The following is a 20,425-nucleotide window of genomic DNA, read 5'->3' as shown; positions in this document are numbered from 1 at the left end:
TTGGTGCCTCAATCATATTACCAAGATTATTAGCTCTTTCTATTAGAATGTTATAGCTAAAAACTTCTCTGGAATCACGAAATATTTTTTTGCTTTACTGAAAAGGTGTAGAGCAATACATCCATTACCTATCCATTCCTTCACCTCAGTAAGTTCTTAACGCTTTCTAATTTCAGTTAAGATAAACTGTGGAAAAATTCGCTTCATGATTTTTCCTACATTCATTATTTTTTTATAAATAATACTTGTCTTATAAAATTAATAATAACTATTTATTCAATAGTTGTATTCCTGCTAAAATGATTTTTAGTTTATTAGTTATTCTATTTATCGCAAAGTTCTCTTCAAAATAACTTAAACCATTCTGACCCAAAATATCTAATTCATTTCCATCAAGTTTAGAAAGATGTAATATTTCCTCAGAAATGTTTTTAGGGGAACTAACATCCACTAATACCCCACAATTAGCTTCCTTAACAATCTTCGCCCCAGACCCTTCTAAACCAGCAATAATGGGTTTCCCAATAGACATATAAGTTTGTAACTTACTTGGTACTGTTTTGGCCATCAACTCATCTTTTATAAGTGTTACTAATAAAGCATCTGCTTGATATAAAATCGCTGGCATAAATTGAGGGTCAAACCTTCCTGCAAGTGTAACATTTTTCAAAGACCTTTCAACTATATTTTTTTTCAACCATTCCACTCTACTTCCGCTGCCCACCAGAGTGAAATGAATTTCTTTATTACCTTTTAGTAATTCCGCACAATCCATAATGGAGTCTAAGGCCTGTACGCTTCCTAAATTACCGGCAAATACGATCTTAAATTTTCCATTTAGTTTGTAACCATTATTTTCTAGGTTCTTTTCTAAGCTAATCCTATTTTCAGGATTCGGTAGATACAATACTTCTTTATTTGGAGCCAATTTCTGAACATCCTGAATAAACCCTTTGGATTGTACTAATATTTTATCTGTCTGCGAATATATAAACCGAACACCAATACTCACCAAGTTGAGAATGTTTTTATTTTTAATATGACCCGTACTACTTAAACTTTCTGGCCATAAATCACCTACCCAAATCACAAGTGGTAACCTATATAACCACTTGAGAAAAATCGCGGGTATTGCTTTTGTCAAGGGACTTACTGCATAAACAAATATCGAATCAAATCGTAGTTTTTTAAGTAAAAAGGGTGCAACAAACAAGCCTGAGATCACAAATGAGAAATAGTTGAGAAATAAAAATAATGAACTGCCACTTTTTCTTGGAATTAAAGGGATTCGAATAATATTTACCTCTCCCATTTTTTCTCTTTTGATTGAAATACTCTTGTAGCCTTTAAATATATTACCATCAGGATAGTTAGGTTGCCCTGTTAAAACATAAACTTCACAACCATTCGCACTCAAAGACTCAGCAACTTGATTAATTCTAAAGCTTTCAGGCCAAAAATATTGGGATATAATTAATAGTCTCATTAATAATTGTATAGACTTTTTTGACTTTCAACCCACTCTTTTAATTCAATGACCATATCGAGATAGCTAGGAATAGGATACTGAAAATCAACCCTTGAGTTGACCAAACTTTTATCAACATAATAGTCATCTTTTTTCATAATGGTTATGTCATCAACCTGGAAACAGCTTTTAAAAATCAATAACAAATCATATTTGGATATTTTTTGATTATTTACAGCATGAATAAGACCGCTTAGATTTTTCTCTATTGAATAATCAATAATTCGAGCCAATTGCATAGTCGTAACACCAGACCATATAGCATTCGTGTAACCAAAAATTTGTCCTTTTTGATTCATAAACCAATCAAATAAACCTATCCTATCAGACTTAATTTCAGGACCAATTATGGAAGTTCTTATAGTCAAATCCTTTTGATTATTTATTTCGCCAAGTGCTTTAGTTTGAGCGTAATATCCAATTCCATCCTTTGTACTATTCTCCAAGTACCCCCCTTTCTTTCCTGAAAAAACACAATCCGTACTTACATGTATTATTTTACATTTAGTTTCTTTTGTTACCTCAACGAGAAAGTGTGGCAGAAATGAATTAATTAATATTGCTTCGGCTGGGGCATTTTCAGCAGATAAATTTAAGATTCCGGCCGAATTAATAATAACATCTGGTTGCCACTTAATAATCAACGCTTTTAACCCATCAAAATCTGCTAAATTCAAAATTATATCTGGCCCCACCTTACTTTTACTCCTTGCTACTGATAAAACTAAATACTTTTCTGGAAATCTTTTAAGAAAATTAACAAGGACATGCCCAGCCATACCATTTGATCCAAGAACAATTACTCTAATCATAAAACACTATTTTTGTTCCAAACTGTTCTGTTAACATAATCAGTATAAGAAACTATAATTCTTAATACTTTTTCGGACACATTATCAACGTCATAATCACTTACAATTTTTATTTCCTTTCTGACTGGATTAGTTACAATCTTAATTGACTCTAAAACTCTATCATATTTCAAGCCTGACATAATTAACGTACCTTCATCCATGCCTTCAGGTCTTTCATGTGCCTGCCTTATTGTTATTGAAGGAAATTTTAGAATAGAACTTTCCTCAGTTACAGTCCCACTATCGGAAATCACACAAAAAGCATTCATTTGGAGCTTATGGTACTCATGAAAACCAAATGGTTTTGCGAAAGAGATTAATGCATTGGCATCAGTATAATTTATCTCTTCCAGTTTTTTCCTTGTTCTAGGATGTGTAGAGATTATTATTTTTTTGTTGAAATATTTTGATAATCCTTTTATCGTCGATAGCAAGTCTGAAAAATTAACATCAGAATCAACATTCTCTTCTCTGTGAATACTTACCAAAAAGTATCCATTTTTTTCCAGGTTTTCAAGCTCTAAAATGTTGGACTTTAAAATAGCATCGAAGTTAGCATTTATTACCTCTTTCATCGGAGAACCAGTTTTAATAACGGTCTCTGGCTTTAATCCCTCCCTTAAAAGATATTGTCTTGCATGATCAGATAAGGGCATGTTAATGTCACTCAAATGATCCACAATTTTCCTGTTTACCTCCTCTGGCACCCTTTGATCAAAACATCTATTTCCAGCCTCCATGTGAAAAATTGGTATCTTTCTCTTTTTAGCAGGTATTACAGACAAACAGCTATTCGTGTCTCCATAAATCAATACTGCATCAGGTAATATCTCTGCTAAAAGTTTATCAGTTTTGATAATTACTTCTCCAATGGTTTCAGAAGAAGATGGTCTGGCGGCATTTAAGAAAAAATCAGGCTTTCGAACTCCTAATTGTTCAAAAAATATCTCATTTAACTCAAAATCATAATTTTGACCAGTATGGACCAATATATGTTCACAGTGTTTGTCTATTAGTTTTATAACTTGGCTTAATTTGATAATTTCAGGCCTCGTGCCAACAATTGTCATTACCTTAATCATCCTTAGTATTATTTATGAAATTTTTAATATAGTTTAAATTTAAAAGCGTTTCTACAGTCTCATTTAAGCTAAGCTGCTTTGTATTATTAGAATTGTAGTCATCAATAGAGGCGGTCAATAAATTTCCATCGCTGAAATATTTCCCATAATTTAGATCACGATTATCCGATGGTATTCTGAAATAGCTACCTAAATCTTCGGCTTTCAACATTTCCTCTCTTGTACAAAGTGTCTCATATTTTTTCTCACCATGCCTTGTGCCAATAATTTTTACTTTACTTTTAGAATCGAAGATTTTCAATAAAGCCTCAGCCAGAGTATTAATTGTAGAGGCTGGTGATTTTTGAACCAAGAGGTCTCCTTGTTTCCCATGATTGAATGCGAATAAAACTAAATCGACTGCTTCGTCTAACGACATAAGAAACCTAGTCATCTGTGGATCGGTAATAGTTATTTCTTGCTCTGCTAGTATTTGATTAATAAATAAAGGAATTACCGATCCTCTTGAAGCCATCACATTACCATACCTGGTTAAACATACGGTAGTTTCATCATTCGGAATATTTCTTGAAGCAGCTATTACAACTTTCTCCATTAGGGCTTTTGACATACCCATGGCATTGATAGGATAAGCTGCTTTGTCCGTACTCAAGCAAATCATTTTCTTTACTTTATTCTGAATAGCAGAATTTAATACGTTTTGAGTGCCTAAAACATTTGTTTTGGTTGCCTCTATCGGGAAAAACTCGCAGGAAGGTACTTGCTTTAACGCGGCTGCGTGAAAAACATAATCAACTCCCCTTAAAGCGACGTTTACACTGTCATAATCTCTTACATCACCGATATGGAATTTCAATTTTGGATTTTGATACTTAACTCTCATATCGTCTTGTTTTTTTTCATCACGACTGAAAATTCTAATTTCTTTAATTTCTGTATTTAGAAATCTTTTTAAAACAGCATTACCAAATGATCCAGTTCCGCCAGTTATAATTAACGTTTTATCTTTGAACATTTAAATATTATTAGTTATTTTTTTATCGTCAATTAGCATTGGTAGTAATTAGGTTTATTAACTCACCAATTTTATTTTGTACTATTATTTCGGTCTTCTTAGTTTCACTCACAGAAAAATTATAAATACATTGTGCTATATCATTTTCATCATATGGATTGAATGTTGCAGATGGAGCAACAATTTCAAAAACAAATGGTAAGTTTGAAGCAATTATATTACAATTTGAATAGGCTGCCTCAATTAGAGGCAATCCAAAGCTTTCGTTCAATGATGGAAATACTAAATTACCACATTCATTGTATAAATTATTGATTTCCGTTAGACTACATTCGCCATGATTAAAGATTTTTAAACCTTTATTTTTCAATTTCTCAATTTCAACTATTATCTCTGAATTTTTTTCATGGATTGTAAGATGCAGCTCTAAAGCCTTATTAAATTTGTAAAACAAGATTTTCCAAGCTTTTAAAAGGATTAGATGATTCTTTTGAGGAGAACCATCAGCTACATAGACAAATTTGTTCAATTCATTCCTATTATTTGTAGCAGAATTAACCGATGAGTTAACTTCAAAAAAAGGTAGAACTAAAACATTTGGGGCTTTAGCATTCATTTTCGATATGAAGTTTTGTTTAATGTATTCTGTTTGAACAATCCATATATATTTAGGGTGGTTTATAAATTGAATATATTTCTTTTTTAAACCAATAATTATTTGGGATTTAAAACCATGATTTGACTTCGACTTGAAAAGATAAAGTGAATTATGAAAATAAATATAGGTATCAATATCATTGATGTGTATTGGAGGTGGAATATTACCAAAACAAAAGATTTTATCTAACTTTTCTTTATAAGCTCTATAAAATTTAATCCTTTCTCTTTCAGAATTCTTAATTTTTAAAAATTTCTCAATTGGAATTAGACTTAACTGATCAGATTCAAACCTTTCATCAAAAAGAAAAAACAAGTTTGCGAATTTTGATTCTAAACTGTGTAAACTTTTGATAAGATAATTGATTAATACTTTACCTCCACTTTGGTTTATATATACAGTGTCGATGAGAATCATGGTTAAAGGGGCTTGGGACTTTTTCGCTCTTATTTTTTAGTTAATATTCGTCTTTTCTTGGTCTAATTTGGATAATGTAATTGTACAAAATTAAAAAAGGTTTAAAGTTTAGTAATTATTCATTTCAGGAAGTTCCATAAATTAGCTACAATATGACGAAATGTTGCAACAAGTTTCTTCTTTTGAGCACTATCCCTTAATACTGACGAATAACTTGCATGAGCTGGATACCACAATAAATCAACTAGTTTATGACTTTTCGACGTATTATAAATTATTAATGGTATGTTTATATTATGTCCCTTTGTAATTTTTAACATTCTTAACCATAAATCATAATCTTGGGCTCTTTTGTAATAAGGGTTATACCCTCCAACATTTAGAAAAAAACATTTTCTAAAAACTGTTGTCGAATTTATAAATGGACATTTTAAATATTTTTCTGATTGAATTCTGTCATTTTCAGAGCTCATATTTATAATTTTATCCAATTTGTTGCTACCCCTATAAAAAGCAGAGGAACCGACAATTCCTATTTCTGGATTTTGATTTAGGAATTTTACTTGAATTTCTAACCTATTAGGTAAACATATATCATCAGCATCCAAAATTGCAATTAATTCATACTTTGAGTTTTTTATTCCGATATTTCTTGAACTTGCGGAACCTTCGTTTTTTTCATGGCTTATAAGTTTAATCCTATTGTCCACTTTCAAGAATTGACTTATTATATCAATAGTTTTGTCATTACTATTATCATCAACTATGATAATTTCAAAATTCTGATATGTTTGATTTAATATGGAATTAATTGCCTCGCCAATATGCAATTCCTCATTAAAACAACAAATAATTACTGATACAAAATCCTTCAATTTTAGCTCTAAGTTACATTAATTGCTTCCGAAATTTTACAAAAGTTGGAATGCGGTTTAATTTGTATTACTCAAATGAAAGATTTAAATATTTTTTTTAAAAATAATTCAAGTTTATAGTTCACTAAATGTATACTTAGCTGTGTGTGTTGCTTAACTAATGACGAAGTATTATACACTTTCAAAATTTCTTTTATATAAGGGTTTCTAGAAAAAAATATCATTTCGTATACTTTGGTTGAAATCACTTCTCTGCTTTCTTTTTCTAAAAAAAACATCTCATATAATTCGGTATACAATTTTATAAAGACAATCCAAGTTTCGAGATTTGCACTTTCTCGTTGTAAAAATACACTTTTTAATGCTGAACTCTCATTTTCAGTTAGTTTTCTTTTAAGAAAATATTCTAAATATGATTTACGAATTTTAAAGGAATTCGAATCGGCTAAATCACGTCTTACGACAGAGGTTTGGGTGTTATGTCGTCTGTAATAAATTAAATTTTTATTTAAATTTACCAATACAACCTGCTTCGTAATTAACCTTGCCCATAAATCGAAATCCTCGGCGGGATAAAATTCTTCCCTATAATTATATAACCCCTTACTAATCAGAGATCTTCTAATAATGACAGAAGGATGAACCATAGGGCTATCGAATAGGCAATAAGCCTCTATTTGGTTTTTATTTAATGGTAAACTATGACTAAATCCAAGAAAAGGGTTATAAAAAAACGTTTTAGATCTAGTGCCAAGAACGTCGCATTCTGAATGCTTTTGTAAATATTCGAATTGTCTTTGCAATCTCTCTGGATGACAGATGTCGTCTGCATCCATTCTGGCAATGTATTCCCCCTTGGATTGTTGGATTAGAAAATTTAATCTTTTGATATATCCTAAATTTGCTCCATCAGAATATATAATAACTCTTGAGTCATTAAACCCTCTTAATATATCTATTGAGGAGTCACTTGACCCATCATCATAAATTAGTAATTCAAAATCTTTTAAAGTTTGATTCAGAATACTAGAAACAGCCTTAAAAATATATTTTTCTGCATTAAATACAGGTAGAATCACAGATATTAAAGGTATACTCATATTACAATCCAACTGTTATCTACTAAATCATTTACAAATTCATCGTCATTTATCTTCCAAATTTTGGGCATAATTACAATTTTATCTAAATTTAAATTTAGCCAAGCTCCCCACCAACTAAAGGAACTATTTGCTATTATATTGTGCTTGCATTTACTCATGAAGATAATATCCTTAAATGAGGAGCTGCCTAAATTGCAGTCTACAAACACTACTTTGTATGGTTCAAGAATTGAAAGATTCTTTTTACACCAGTCCAAATCATCGCTAAAAATAAAAAAGCAAGGATCTTGAACATTTTTTTTAATGTGGCCTACTGCTTGTATGTAATAATCGAAATTGAATGCCAACCCAAGATTTTTGTTAACTGTTTCTAAATAATCTGTGCGTCTAACATGCAACGAAACGCTATTACTATTTTTAATTTCCGATAAAATATTATTCATATTGACATTATCGTCCATGGTTAATAGATTTTGCATTTGTTTACAAATCTGGTTTGCATAATTCACGTTTTGAAAATAACCATCACATAGTAGATTTTTTGATGTTTCAAGTTCATCTATTTTCGTTTCGTCGTTGACTAAAACAGGACTGTATTTTAACTTCAAAATAAATTGAAATAAATAATAGATAATTCGAGAGGAAGGCAGTTTTTTCAGAAAAGAAACATTTACTTTTTTATCAGCAATATTCTTGAAATAGTTAATTTCTAAATTTCTATGTGTTACGCCTTGGACATTTGGATATAGTTCATAGTAAGAATGATCAATTACTAATTCTTTCTCGAGTATTAAAGAAAGATACTTCCCAAAGGTATATTGAAAAAGTTGGTTTCCTAATCCACCTTTTAGTTGAATTATAACTTTATTGTTTTGTGTTCTTAACAACTTAAAAAAGATTTATTAATATGACCGAAATAACTAGCAAAAGGAATGTAAAATATCGCGAATTCTCCCATAAACTTATAAGTTTAATAGTAAATCTATTTGCTTTAAATTCCACTGATTCTCTCTTGAATAAATCTACAGTTACGACATAAAATGGAATAAGAAAAAAAAAGTATCTATTGTGAATAAAACTATTGGTCAGTACCACTAACGTAGAAACGAAAGTAAAGAAATACAATGTATTGGAGTTTTCATTTTTTAGCCAAAAGGTAAATAAACTCTGCATAAAAACAATAAAATATCGAATAAAATAATGAAAAATATAAATAAAAGACAAAACTGAAACCCAACCAACCACTGAAATTCTGTAGTTTGAAGGATAAAATATTTTTACACCGGTTGCATTATATCCTTCGAATGTATTCATTAAAAACTTTATTGGAAAAGTAAAGTAGGAGATAAAAGGTATCGTATCCTGAAAGTTATTCAATCTATTGGCTAGACCTAATTTTTCAGCATTTTCAAGTACAATTGAACCTGTATTAAGAAATTGGGTTAAATATGTAAATGTTCCAAAAACGATAAAAGTAACTATTACCACTGCTTTTGATTTAATGTTGTTTTCTATTTTTATAAAATGAAATAGAATCGTAATTAAACATATAAATACGAAGAAAAACTTTATAATAAAAACTCCAATTGTAGTTAAAAAAATCAGAAAGTACTTTTTACTAATTACTGCATATATGAAAACTATAAATAGTGTTAACAGAAATATTTCTTTATTAATCGATTGACAATAATAAATAGTATAAGGGTAGAAAAATATTATCGCAAGTGTTTTAAATCCACTGATATTAAAAAAATTTGTCATTTTTAGTAAATATAGACCTCCTATGAAACATAACACCATATTCAGTACAAAATGAGATATTATTCCTTTTATTAGGAAGGCTACTAGAGAAATTCCCAAAACTGCAAAATTTCCTTGAAGCAAGATAAATGCACTAAGGGTCGTAAACCTTTCATCAAAAAATGAGTTATAAAGAATAGAGTCTGTTAATACTAAATCAACAAATTTATAATTACCAATAGATTTGCCAGTTGACAAAGAGTTTGGATCATAATAATCTGCATCATAAATATTTGTATCTCCAATAATAATATTTCGGTATGTGAAATTTATCATAATAAATAACACAAACATTGTTACCTTTAAAAAAGCATTTCTATTAATCTCCAATTTCTTCTTGCAAATAATATGATTGTACAATTACTAGAATTAATAAGTACAAAAAATTTGTAATCAATATACTAAAAGTAAGACCATCTAATCCATAGCTTTTTGTTAAAATATAATTTATGAATACACCTACTATTCCTGAAATGATTTTTGGATATTGTAAAAGCTTAGATTTTAAAAGAATCATATAATTGATACTTATATTTTGTGCAATAGCAAACAGTACTCCTGAAATTGTTATTATTGGTAATAAATAAGGTTTACTTATGAATTCAGAACTTGAGAAAATTATTATCAAGTCATCACCAAAATAACAGGACAAAATAATCGTAATTATACCAATAACAATAAAAAAAAAAGTTACTAGCGTATTTAGCCTAATTGCAGTTTTTTTACTTATTGAAGAAGATTTTTCAAAAATAATTGGTGTTGACATTGAAGTAATTACACCAGATAGCAAGACAAAAGTTTGAAAACCTACTTGATTTAGGATACTATAGATTCCAACCTCCTTGGTTCCAACAAACAAGTCCAAAAACCATTTTTCAGAACTATTTTGAAGCCATATTATTATACCAAACAGGGCAAAAGGGAGACTATAATTTATGAGTTCATGTTTGTATAGAGATATTTCAGGTGTTCCAGTATCTTTTTTGATTTTTTCTCTTACCAATTTGTAATATATTAAACATGATGTTATTGATATTAGTAATAGTCCTACACCGAAACTCAAAAACACCATTTTAACATTTGAATTATAGAAGATAATGGTTATGTACGCCAGTCCGAAGCGAAATAATTTTTCCAAAATATTTATAAAACTTACCCAAAATCTTTCTCTCAAGGCACCTAGTATGGCTAGAACTTGGGTGAATACGAAGTATGAAATGGAATATAACAATGAATAAATAACCAAAAGAGCATAGTCCTGAATAGACTTATTAAATAAACAAACTGCAGCTACAATAAATAAGAATAACGCTATTTTAAGTGTATCAATGAAAAACTTAATTAGTTCAGATTCAAATTTAAAAAATCTTCGATCATGAATTGCGATGCTAGAAAATCTTGCAATCGCCCCGGAGAATGGCCCACTAAAAACTAAGTGAACAAGCATGGTAATTGTTAAATAAAGTGATATTTCTCCATATGACTCAGCACCTAATTTAGAGGATATAATTTTAATTCCAATGAATGTAAAGGCTATTGAGAAAATTGAACCCCAAGCTACGATACCAAATTCATAAATGAGTTTCCTTTTATTAAAAGTGAAGTCAGATGCTAAGTCTATAAACTTTTTAATGTTAATACAATTTTAATTTTGCTAAGTAATTTGTATGTATAAATATCTCCAAAGATTCATCATAGTTTTCAACTTTTACCAAACCATTTCTTAAAATTCTATAAATATCATATTTGTCTTTAAGTAAGTAAAAGAAATCTTGGAAATATGTTCTAGAATCAATGTTGCACCCACCAAATTCAAATTGAATAATTTCGATACGACTTTCATTAATCATTCTTTCCGATCCTTTAAGAACTTGTAGCTCATGACCTTCTACATCTAATTTAAGAAAGTTAATTTTTTCAATTAACATTCTTTCACAAAACAAATCTAGTTCTTCGAGATAAATAACTTCTATGTTATCCAATTCAATATTGTAATGATTTAAGTTTCTCTTATAGAGACTTGCAAGACTTGTAGAGTTAAAAGATGTGTATAATTTTTCGGTTCTTTGTTTATCACTAAATCCGATATTAAACAAGTTAATATTTTTAATATTCGACGTTCGTTCACTAAGAATTTGATATACAGATGGTGAAGGCTCGAATGTGTATATTTGAGAAGTATAATTAAAAATGTCGTTAACTAATATTGAGTAGTCACCTTTATTTGCTCCGACATCGAATATTACTAAATTCTCTGGGTCTTTTTCAACTTGGTTTTTCAATTGCTCCAGAACATACTTTTCTCCCGAATAGTTAGGATTTTTATTCATTCCAACGTTTAATCCCTTAAGTGCTAACTTATAAAGGAATTTATAGAAATAATAGAAATTTTTATTCCCAAAAAAATATCTAAAAATATAAACTATCATCTAATCAAAGGATTTCTGAACTTTCTCATTTTACCATTTAAGTCAATATGTTAAGATAAAATTAATTTATAGTTTTTACTTATTAGTAACGCAAATACAATAGATAAAAATAATGAGCCAATAAAACAAATTATTAGGATTATACTTTTCTTCGGCTCACTTTTCAAATTTGGGACCACAGGTGGTTCAAGAATTTTAATTACTGGTGTTTCTTGCTGCATTTTTAGTTTGGCTTCTTCATATTTTTGTAATAAAGTATTATAAAAAGTTGAAGATATTTTATATTCAGATTCAATTCTCTCTCTTTGAAGGTCTGCCGATTGCAGTCTCAATGATGAAAGTGGAACTTGATCTGAATAGGTTGCTTTTTTAGTTTGGGAATTAAAATATTTACCTCTGGCCGCATCGAGTCTTTTAGCTATAAAATTTAAATCTTGCTTTTGTTTCTCGGTTCTATAGTTAATAATATAGCTTGTTAGATAGTCCATCGTGTACTTTGCTACATTAGCAGCCATTACAGGATCGGGTAGTTTTACCGAAATACTTATCACTCCTGATTTTTTATCGTAACTTCCTATAATGCGAGTTTTTAAATCCTTAATATTTTTTTCAGTTTGTCTATTGAATACTATATAATTGTCACTTTTGGGAAATTGTAATTTCTGATCTTTGGGATTTAATTTCCCATCCAAAACTTCTTTTGTATAGTATTGTTGGAAACTGTTTACCTTATTGTTTTTGTCTTTAAACTTTACTTTAAATAATTCCAAGAAAAATGGCGTACTTTTTAAAACGTCTGGGTACAATTCCGGCCTTACTGCATCAGATCCTGAAGTAGCACCACCAATGTCAACGCCAGCCAATGCTGCTAAACCTGCATATTGCCCCAATGAACTAGCTTTTCCTTGACTCTCCGGTAATATTTTACCTTCAGAAACAAACTCTTCTTTAAGACTGTATGCATAAAGTGTACCTGCTAAATTAAAAAGAATAATAATTCCTAAAATGGACCACTTTTCTTTTTTTAATATTTGCCAAAGTACTTTAAAATCTATAGTAAAATTATCACTTTCCGGTTCCATTTATTTTCTGATTTTCTAAATTAACTACCATGAATTTCTTCAAATCACTTTCTACCATTTCTTCACACAAACTATCTAGTGAGTATTTTGGTTGCCAACCTAATCTTTCTTTAGCTTTCGATGAATCTCCAATAAGCAATTCTACCTCAGTAGGCCTAAAGTATTTTGGATCAACCGCCACCACTTTTTTGCCGATTTCAATATTATAAAGACTATTGGTACATTCGACAACATAAGCCTCCTCCTGAACTCCTGTCCCTCTGAAATCCAAAGAAATCCCCACATTCTGAAAACACATTTTTATGAAATCTCGTATGGTTGTTGTAATACCTGTGGCGAGAACAAAATCCTCAGGTTTATTCTGCTGCAACATTAGCCACATTCCCTCAACATAGTCTTTGGCATGTCCCCAGTCTCTCATGGCGTCCAAGTTACCCAAATACAAACAGTCTTGTTTTCCATTTACGATAGCCGCAACAGCACGCGTAATTTTTCTAGTTACAAAGGTTTCCCCACGAAGAGGAGATTCATGGTTAAATAAAATACCATTACAAGCGTACATTCCATAAGCTTCTCTGTAATTTACAATTATCCAATAGGCATACAACTTAGATACAGCATAAGGTGAACGTGGGTAAAAAGGAGTAGTCTCAGATTGAGGCACCTCTTGCACCAAACCATATAACTCCGATGTGGATGCCTGATAAATTCTAGTTTTGTTAGTTAATCCCAAAATTCTAACGGCCTCCAGAATTCTCAACGTACCGAGTCCATCCACTTGAGCTGTATACTCGGGTTCATCGAAACTAACTTTAACGTGAGACATAGCACCTAAATTATAGATCTCATCCGGTTCAATTTCTTGTACTAACCGGATAATATTAGTAGAATCGCTCAAATCTCCGTAATGAAGATGAAAGTCCGTCTTCCCCTGATGTTCATCTTGATACAAGTGATCTATTCTATCTGTATTCAGCAATGAAGACCTTCTTTTTATGCCATGAACTTCATAGCCTTTTTGTAATAAAAGCTCTGATAGATAAGCTCCGTCTTGTCCTGTTACGCCAGTTATTAAGGCTTTTTTCTTCGTCAAAATAAATAATTTAGAGTAAATAATCAAGGTACAACCCTCAATACCAAAGTTAATAGAACCGTGGCTATTGAAACGACAGCCGAACTTACTGCAATTCTTTCTGCTGAGGTCCATCTTTGTTTTTTATGGAGTGGCACATATATTTCCGCTCCATTTTCTATTTTTGGGAAGGAATTTATGCCTGCAAAGTATTTGGTACGGCTAATTTTTCCATTTCCGTATTTCACATATATCTTTTTAACATATGCCGAGTCTGTGGTTCCTCCAGCCAAACTAATATAGTCTTTCAAATTTAATCCTTGGTCAAAAGGAACGGTAATAGGATTATAAACCTGGCCTAAAACAGTTACAGTTTCTTTTCTTCTTGGGATTTCCAAAACATCTCCGGGGTTAAGTAGTAAATTTTGATTACTATTCTTATCAAAAAAAGCTTTCTTCAGGTCAATACCCATTTGTACACCATTTCTTGTAAATTTTGCACTTCCCAAATCAGCTTGTCCTTTTGTGCCTCCTGCTTTTTCTATAAGGTCTGATATTCGTTCTTTTTTGTCGTTAAGGGTATAAGGGCCTGGATAGTTAATTTCCCCCGTAATAGAAACCGTTCGCTGAACTTCATACCGAGACATTTTTCTAACATAAACTCTATCGAAAGGCTTTAATAAAGTTCTCTTATCCTTGTCTAAAATCCCTAAACTTGGATCAACTTGTATTTGAATAATTTGGACATTCTGGTCACCGTCGCCTCCATCAGCTTTAACTCTTCTGGCAACTTCAATCCTTGCGACATTCGCACCATCTTTTAGTCCACCTGCCAGTAATATAGCATCAGATACGGTTATGTTCTCGACGTAAGGAATTACTGAAGGCTTGTTTATCTCTCCATCTAATTGAATGGTGCGAAGCTCACGTGTACCGGCAATTGTCTTTATAACTAAGGAATCATTCTTTTGTAAAACAATGTCCTCAGCAGTGTCATTCAAAAGCTCAGAAAGATTTAAAGGCAGAATCTCAGGGTCAGCATTAGGTCTCTCTCTAAATAACAAAGCTCTACTTTTAAAGGCTTCTGGTTTAAGGCCTTCCGCCTGAGCAACCAGTTTCTTTAATGTCATGCCAGTTTCTAATTCATAGTCACCTGGTCTAAATACTGCCCCTTTAATACTTACTCTATTTTCGTATCTGTTCAGTAATGAATCTACAATTACTATATCACCCTTTAAAAGACCAAACTTCGAAATTTCCTCTTTACTGACTTTCAAAATCTTCATTTCGGTATCAGTAACTCTATTTATTCTGATAGATTTTGAGTAGGCTGTTTCACCAAAACCTCCTGCGAAACCGATGAGCGACCCAAGATTATCTCCTGCCTTTAGTTCGTAAATCTTTGGATTTCTAACAGCTCCGTTAATTATCACTCGTTTGTCTACATACGGGATCAAAACAACATCTTGGTCTATTAAACCAATGTCGTCTGTCAAATCGCCTCTAAGCAGAAAATCATATAAATCAAGCATTCGTACTTTCTTGCCCTTTCTGAATATCTCGATGTTTCTTAATGAGCCTATATCAGTAGGTCCACCCGCGGCATACAGAACATTGAAAGCCGTTGCTAAAGATGGCACGGTGTAGGTACCAGGAAATACCGCCTCCCCTATAACGGTTACTTTGATACTACGTATTTTACTTAGCGTAACATCGGCACTAAGACCTCCATTTCCTAAACCCCCAAATAGGGTTTTAAGTCTTTGCACAATTTTCACTTTGGCCTGTTCTAGGGTTTGGCCTGCTACAAAAATAGGATTGAGATTTTCTATCTTGATGTTGCCGTCGGGGTTTACTTTGGCATCGTAGTGTGCATACGCATAACCTGTGATGTCGATACTCAACTCATCGTTGGTTCCCAATACATAATTCTTGGGCGTAGCGATATTAAGATTAGGTTCGAAGTTGAGGGTTTGGTTATTAAAAATGTTCAAACCAAAGATTTTCATTCTTCTGTCTTCGGCCTTTTCGTCAATGACTTGCTTTTTATTGTCTCTTTCAGAAGCTTGTATGTCTGTAGAATCTACAGTTCTTTGATTGAGTGATGATTTAATGCCAACCGCCTTTTTGCTAGACTTAAGTTTTTCAATTCTCTCTTTAAACTTTACGATATCACTGGCAGTAAAACCCTTGGCAGCAGCTGCTGCTGCCAACTGCTCTTCGTTCATTCCACTTTCCTGGGCTTGTTGCATGAATTTCTGAATATCTTCATCAGAGAGTTCATCTACTGATTGGGCATAGGAAGTCAATGAGGCTTGCAACAGTAAAAATACGAAAAAACACTTTTTAATTTTTTGAATCATATATTTGAATCTCCATTGGATTTCTTAATTATTACAAAACTGCCACAAAAGTACTAAAAGGCTTAAAATAAAATGCTTATTAAATCATTAAAATGTGGACTTTCCACAGCTTCGCCCTCTCAGTCACATTTTTTGTGACCTACACGTTCTTTGTTATTGGTTACTAGTTATTGTTACTTTTAACCTTATTTATTCTCTTCCCAATTACAATCCTTTGTTTGCTCAGTCTTCGTTTCGACAGGCTCAACGTGACAGATGCTTGTCAGTTCGAGCGTTAGTCGAGAACACGTTTTCAAATGCTAAATACAACTCAACACTTCGACTACGCTCAGTGACCCAATTTGACCTATAACTCACCGAAACGTTGGACCGAACTCATAACTCAATACTCGCCACTCATCACACACCGAAACGAGGGCCGAACTCACCAGTAACCAATCCACCAATAACCCACTTCGACTTCGCTCAGTGTCCAATGACCAGTTAACCAACCTCACCCAGCCTTTTCCAAAAGCGTCTCGCTCAACTTTGTTCTCAACACCAGACCCAAGCCTTCCAAGGTTAAAACCAGGTGATTGCCTTGTTGCTTGACGATTCTTGCTTCTTGGTTGATAAAGCTTCCCGAAAGAATACGTACTTTTTGGTCAGCTTTAAAATAATTGACTTCTATATCTTGATGGTCAAAATCATTGAGCCATCTTTTTATCTCTTCTATTTCTTGATCCCTAACAATAGCCGGTTTTCCGCACCAATAGATATAACGTACCACACCCTGCACCGCAAAAACCGAGGCACGGGTTGCTTCTGTAAGTTTTACGAATAAGTAGGAATTGAACAGTGGTGTTTCAACAATCTTTTTACGATCGGACCACTGCTTGGTTTGTAGTTTTGTGGGACAATAGGCTTCAACCCCTATATTAAGGAGCATATCTGCTACTTTTTTTTCATGTCTAGGCTTGGTGTAAATAACATACCAGCTAAGGGCAACATTTTCACTGGGTTCGTTAATTCTCACTTCTTGACTGTTATGGGTACCCATTTTTTTTCAAAGCATGCACTTTCAAAGGCAAAAGTAGGAAAATTTGTCAAAGATAGGAAACAGTTAACTGAAATTTTGATTATTCGGTATTGTAGGAAGGTAAGAGTTACAAGGCAATTAGGCAAAAGGCATTGAGGCATAGGGCAACAAAGCGTCGAAGTAATTGGAGTCAAACTCAGTGCAAAACTCCGGGTACTTTGTGGTGAAGTTATAAACACATAGTCACATAGTACACATAAGAAAAATCTATGATATATATATATGTCTATGTGTTTGATTTAATACACTTTAACTTTAAGATGCAATGAGAAAAGAAACTCTGGGTACTTTGTGGTGAAGTTATAAACACATAATCACATAGTACACATAAAAAAAACTATGATATCTATATGCCTATGTGTTTGATTAAATACTCCGTGTACTTTGTGGTGAAGTTATAAACACATAGGCACATAGCACACATAAGAAAAAGATATGCTATTTATATGTCTATGTGGTTGATTACATACTCCGAGTACTTTGCGGTGAAGTTATAAACACATAGTCACATAGCACACATAAGAAAAAACCTATGATATCTCTGTATCATTTAAATACCCGCAAAACTTAAAAGAGCATCGAGAAAAAAACTTTGGTTACTTTGTGGTAAAGTTATAAACACATAGTCACATAGCACACAGAAGAAAAACCTATGATATCTATATGCCTATGTGTTTAAGAATAAAAAAACTACAGCCTAGCATCCACAATAGACTTATCCAGTGTACTCTTCACATCAAATAACACATGCGTATCAGAGGCAAAATCCGAGATATTTAGTTTTTCAAATACTTCGTGGTTGACGGCATGAATAATTAAATCATATTTTTGATTTAGAGACGCTGTTAGTGCAATACCATATTCATGATTAACCTCCTCGGCATCTGCCCAAGGGTCATAGATTTCGGTATGAATACCGAAATCCTTCAATTCATTGTAAATGTCTATCACCTTGGTATTACGGATATCAGGGCAGTTTTCTTTGAAAGTAAAACCTAGAATCAAAGCTTTGGAATCCTTTACGTTGATACCTTTACTGATCATCAGTTTCACCACTTTATTGGCCACAAACACACCCATATTGTCGTTGATTCTTCTTCCCGAGCCTATTAGAGCTGGATAATAGCCCAACTGCTCGGATTTATACAACATATAATATGGATCTACCCCAATACAATGCCCTCCCACCAAACCAGGCTGGAACTTGAGAAAATTCCATTTGGTACCAGCGGCCTTAAGAACTTCTGTAGTATCGAGATTCATTTTTTCGAAAATCAAGGCCAACTCGTTGACAAAAGAAATATTTACATCTCTTTGGCAGTTTTCTATCAGTTTGGCTGCTTCGGCCACTTTCAAAGAAGGAGCTTTGTAGGTACCTGCTTCTATAATTGAACCATATAAATCATCCACAAAATCAGCCACTTCAGGGGTTGAACCCGAAGTTATTTTCAAGATTTTAGTCAGTGTGTTCTTTTTGTCACCCGGATTAATCCGTTCTGGTGAGTATCCACAGAAAAAGTCTTGATTAAATTTTAGTCCACTGTGTTTTTCTAGAACTGGTACGCAGTCGTCTTCCGTACAACCAGGATATACTGTACTCTCGTAGATTACGATGTCTCCTATTTTCAAAACTTCCCCAATGGTCTTACTTACGGATATTAATGGCGTTAAGTCTGGCTTTTTATAAATATCTATCGGTGTGGGTACAGTGACGATAAAAATATTTTTCATTTTGATGTTCCCAAGAACACTTAAATCGGATTCAAAATTTAAATACTTGGCTTCAGAAAGTTCTTTACTTGTAATTTCTAGTGTTTTATCAAGACCAGCTTCTAATTCTGAAATCCTTTGAGAATTAATGTCAAAGCCTATAGTTGGATATTTTTTACCGAATTCTACTGCTAGTGGAAGACCTACATATCCTAGTCCGCAAATTACGATATTGATGTTATTTAAGTGGTTCATTTATTTTTTTGGTGCTATTTAAAAGACAAAATTAAATATTAAATTAACAAAAAGAGTATTTCTATGGAATACACTCAAAAAATCTATTATTCGGTTAAGCGTAATTGGCAAATTTCAGAGTCCTAATGAAAATACAGAGTGCTTTTCTAATTCTAATGTATATTCCATTTGATTAATGGTTCATCGTGTTTTTTAAGATTAGCTGTTCCTCAAGTATCTAAATCATTCTTAATAGAAAAAGCCAATTAGAAATATGCGAATCTAATTTTAAGAATTACTTTTGCACCAAAACTAAATAAAATATACTATGCGTAAAGCAGAAATGATAACCGACAAGGGAACAATGTTGATCGAATTCTATGATACCGATGCACCCATAGCCGTACAGAATTTTATTGATTTATCTAAAAAAGGGTTTTATGATGGATTGATATTCCACAGAGTGATACCCAACTTTATGGTGCAAGGTGGTGATCCAGATGGTACTGGTGGCGGCGGCCCAGGCTACAGCATTCCTTGCGAATTGACGGGTGAATTGCAGTATCACGACAGAGGCGTGCTTTCTATGGCTCACAGAGGCAGAAACACTGGAGGTTCACAGTTTTTTATATGCCATAACAGAGCCAATACCCAACACTTAGACAGAAACCATACCTGCTTTGGTAAAGTTGTAGAAGGTGTTGACGTGGTAGATTTGATCCGTCAAGGCGATAAAATTCAGAAGATTACGATCATTGAAGAGGTGGCGTGACTTCGGCTCCGCTCAGTCACAGGTCGGCTCCGCTCAGTCACCGGTCGGTTCCACTCAGTCACCGTTCGGCTCCGCTCAGTCACCAATACGAACCTCGCTCCGCTAACTAAATGAGCCCCGTCATGCTAATATAGCCTAGGTTACAACCGTAATTCTAACGTAAAAAATCACTTTAACTCCGTTCATTGAGCGGAGTCGAAATGAAAACGTACGTTATGCAAATAAAAAACCAGCCCTAAATTATATAAGGCTGGTTTATTGGTTTTTAATTGTTGATTCTAAGCCAAAATATTTGATTTCTGTGATAACTGATTATAACCCGACCACTGAGCGGAGCCGAAGTGGCTTCGGCT

The 20,425-nt window shown here is 32.6% G+C and carries 17 protein-coding genes; 1 reads left to right on the top strand and 16 read right to left on the bottom strand.

Annotated features, from left to right (window positions below; genetic code table 11):
* Nucleotides 1–268: 268 nt before the first annotated feature.
* The 16 genes from EGI31_RS08010 to EGI31_RS07935 all read right to left on the bottom strand — a co-directional run bounded on the left by EGI31_RS08010 (nucleotide 269) and on the right by EGI31_RS07935 (nucleotide 19,321).
* Nucleotides 269–1,486, bottom strand: coding sequence for a glycosyltransferase family 4 protein (locus EGI31_RS08010; RefSeq protein ID WP_255036688.1), 1,218 nt, complete (start codon nucleotides 1,484–1,486; stop codon nucleotides 269–271).
* Nucleotides 1,486–2,340, bottom strand: coding sequence for a dTDP-4-dehydrorhamnose reductase family protein (locus EGI31_RS08005; RefSeq protein ID WP_255036687.1), 855 nt, complete (start codon nucleotides 2,338–2,340; stop codon nucleotides 1,486–1,488). Before EGI31_RS08005 ends, EGI31_RS08010 begins: the two co-directional genes overlap by 1 nt.
* The gene (gene wecB / locus EGI31_RS08000; protein ID WP_255036686.1) at nucleotides 2,337–3,464 is read right to left on the bottom strand and encodes a non-hydrolyzing UDP-N-acetylglucosamine 2-epimerase; all 1,128 of its coding nucleotides are present in this window, start codon (nucleotides 3,462–3,464) and stop codon (nucleotides 2,337–2,339) included. The genes EGI31_RS08005 and wecB overlap by 4 nt, the downstream gene beginning before the upstream one ends.
* Nucleotides 3,457–4,479 carry a polysaccharide biosynthesis protein gene (locus EGI31_RS07995; protein ID WP_255036685.1) on the bottom strand — a complete coding sequence of 341 codons (1,023 nt, stop codon included), beginning with the start codon at nucleotides 4,477–4,479 and terminating at the stop codon, nucleotides 3,457–3,459. The genes wecB and EGI31_RS07995 overlap by 8 nt, the downstream gene beginning before the upstream one ends.
* A gap of 28 nt (nucleotides 4,480–4,507) precedes the next feature.
* Nucleotides 4,508–5,554 carry a glycosyltransferase gene (locus EGI31_RS07990; RefSeq protein WP_255036684.1) on the bottom strand — a complete coding sequence of 349 codons (1,047 nt, stop codon included), beginning with the start codon at nucleotides 5,552–5,554 and terminating at the stop codon, nucleotides 4,508–4,510.
* Between the two features lie 119 nt (nucleotides 5,555–5,673).
* Nucleotides 5,674–6,429: a glycosyltransferase family 2 protein gene (locus EGI31_RS07985; RefSeq protein WP_255036683.1), complete on the bottom strand. Its 756-nt coding sequence runs from the start codon at nucleotides 6,427–6,429 to the stop codon at nucleotides 5,674–5,676.
* Nucleotides 6,430–6,500: 71 nt separating this feature from the next.
* A complete protein-coding gene (locus EGI31_RS07980; RefSeq protein ID WP_255036682.1) occupies nucleotides 6,501–7,529 on the bottom strand; it encodes a glycosyltransferase in 1,029 nt (342 codons plus the stop codon).
* A complete protein-coding gene (locus tag EGI31_RS07975; protein ID WP_255036681.1) occupies nucleotides 7,526–8,419 on the bottom strand; it encodes an alpha-1,2-fucosyltransferase in 894 nt (297 codons plus the stop codon). The genes EGI31_RS07980 and EGI31_RS07975 overlap by 4 nt, the downstream gene beginning before the upstream one ends.
* Nucleotide 8,420: 1 nt before the next feature.
* Nucleotides 8,421–9,662, bottom strand: a complete 1,242-nt coding sequence (locus tag EGI31_RS07970) for a hypothetical protein (protein WP_255036680.1) — start codon at nucleotides 9,660–9,662, stop codon at nucleotides 8,421–8,423.
* Nucleotides 9,652–10,779, bottom strand: a complete 1,128-nt coding sequence (locus EGI31_RS07965) for a lipopolysaccharide biosynthesis protein (RefSeq protein WP_374760678.1) — start codon at nucleotides 10,777–10,779, stop codon at nucleotides 9,652–9,654. The genes EGI31_RS07970 and EGI31_RS07965 overlap by 11 nt, the downstream gene beginning before the upstream one ends.
* A gap of 187 nt (nucleotides 10,780–10,966) precedes the next feature.
* Nucleotides 10,967–11,761 carry an FkbM family methyltransferase gene (locus EGI31_RS07960; RefSeq protein ID WP_255036679.1) on the bottom strand — a complete coding sequence of 265 codons (795 nt, stop codon included), beginning with the start codon at nucleotides 11,759–11,761 and terminating at the stop codon, nucleotides 10,967–10,969.
* A gap of 50 nt (nucleotides 11,762–11,811) precedes the next feature.
* Nucleotides 11,812–12,843 carry a Wzz/FepE/Etk N-terminal domain-containing protein gene (locus tag EGI31_RS07955; RefSeq protein ID WP_255036678.1) on the bottom strand — a complete coding sequence of 344 codons (1,032 nt, stop codon included), beginning with the start codon at nucleotides 12,841–12,843 and terminating at the stop codon, nucleotides 11,812–11,814.
* Nucleotides 12,827–13,936 carry a GDP-mannose 4,6-dehydratase gene (gmd, locus tag EGI31_RS07950; protein WP_255036677.1) on the bottom strand — a complete coding sequence of 370 codons (1,110 nt, stop codon included), beginning with the start codon at nucleotides 13,934–13,936 and terminating at the stop codon, nucleotides 12,827–12,829. The genes EGI31_RS07955 and gmd overlap by 17 nt, the downstream gene beginning before the upstream one ends.
* Before the next feature lie 23 nt (nucleotides 13,937–13,959).
* Entirely contained in the window at nucleotides 13,960–16,278 is a 2,319-nt protein-coding gene (locus tag EGI31_RS07945; RefSeq protein ID WP_255036676.1) for an SLBB domain-containing protein, read from the bottom strand.
* Between the two features lie 493 nt (nucleotides 16,279–16,771).
* Entirely contained in the window at nucleotides 16,772–17,317 is a 546-nt protein-coding gene (locus EGI31_RS07940) for a UpxY family transcription antiterminator (protein WP_255036675.1), read from the bottom strand.
* A 729-nt stretch (nucleotides 17,318–18,046) separates the two neighbouring features.
* A complete protein-coding gene (locus tag EGI31_RS07935; protein WP_255036674.1) occupies nucleotides 18,047–19,321 on the bottom strand; it encodes a nucleotide sugar dehydrogenase in 1,275 nt (424 codons plus the stop codon).
* 307 nt (nucleotides 19,322–19,628) lie between these two features.
* On the opposite strand from EGI31_RS07935, the gene EGI31_RS07930 reads away from it, so the two are divergent.
* Nucleotides 19,629–20,072: a peptidylprolyl isomerase gene (locus EGI31_RS07930; protein ID WP_255036673.1), complete on the top strand. Its 444-nt coding sequence runs from the start codon at nucleotides 19,629–19,631 to the stop codon at nucleotides 20,070–20,072.
* The last annotated feature ends 353 nt before the right edge of the window (nucleotides 20,073–20,425 follow it).

The sequence above is a fragment of the Lacihabitans soyangensis genome (assembly GCF_024343775.1).
Taxonomy (GTDB): Bacteria; Bacteroidota; Bacteroidia; order Cytophagales; family Spirosomataceae; genus Leadbetterella; species Leadbetterella soyangensis.
The sequence above is the reverse complement of the archived record's forward strand: the minus strand, read 5'-3'. Positions and strand labels throughout refer to the sequence as shown.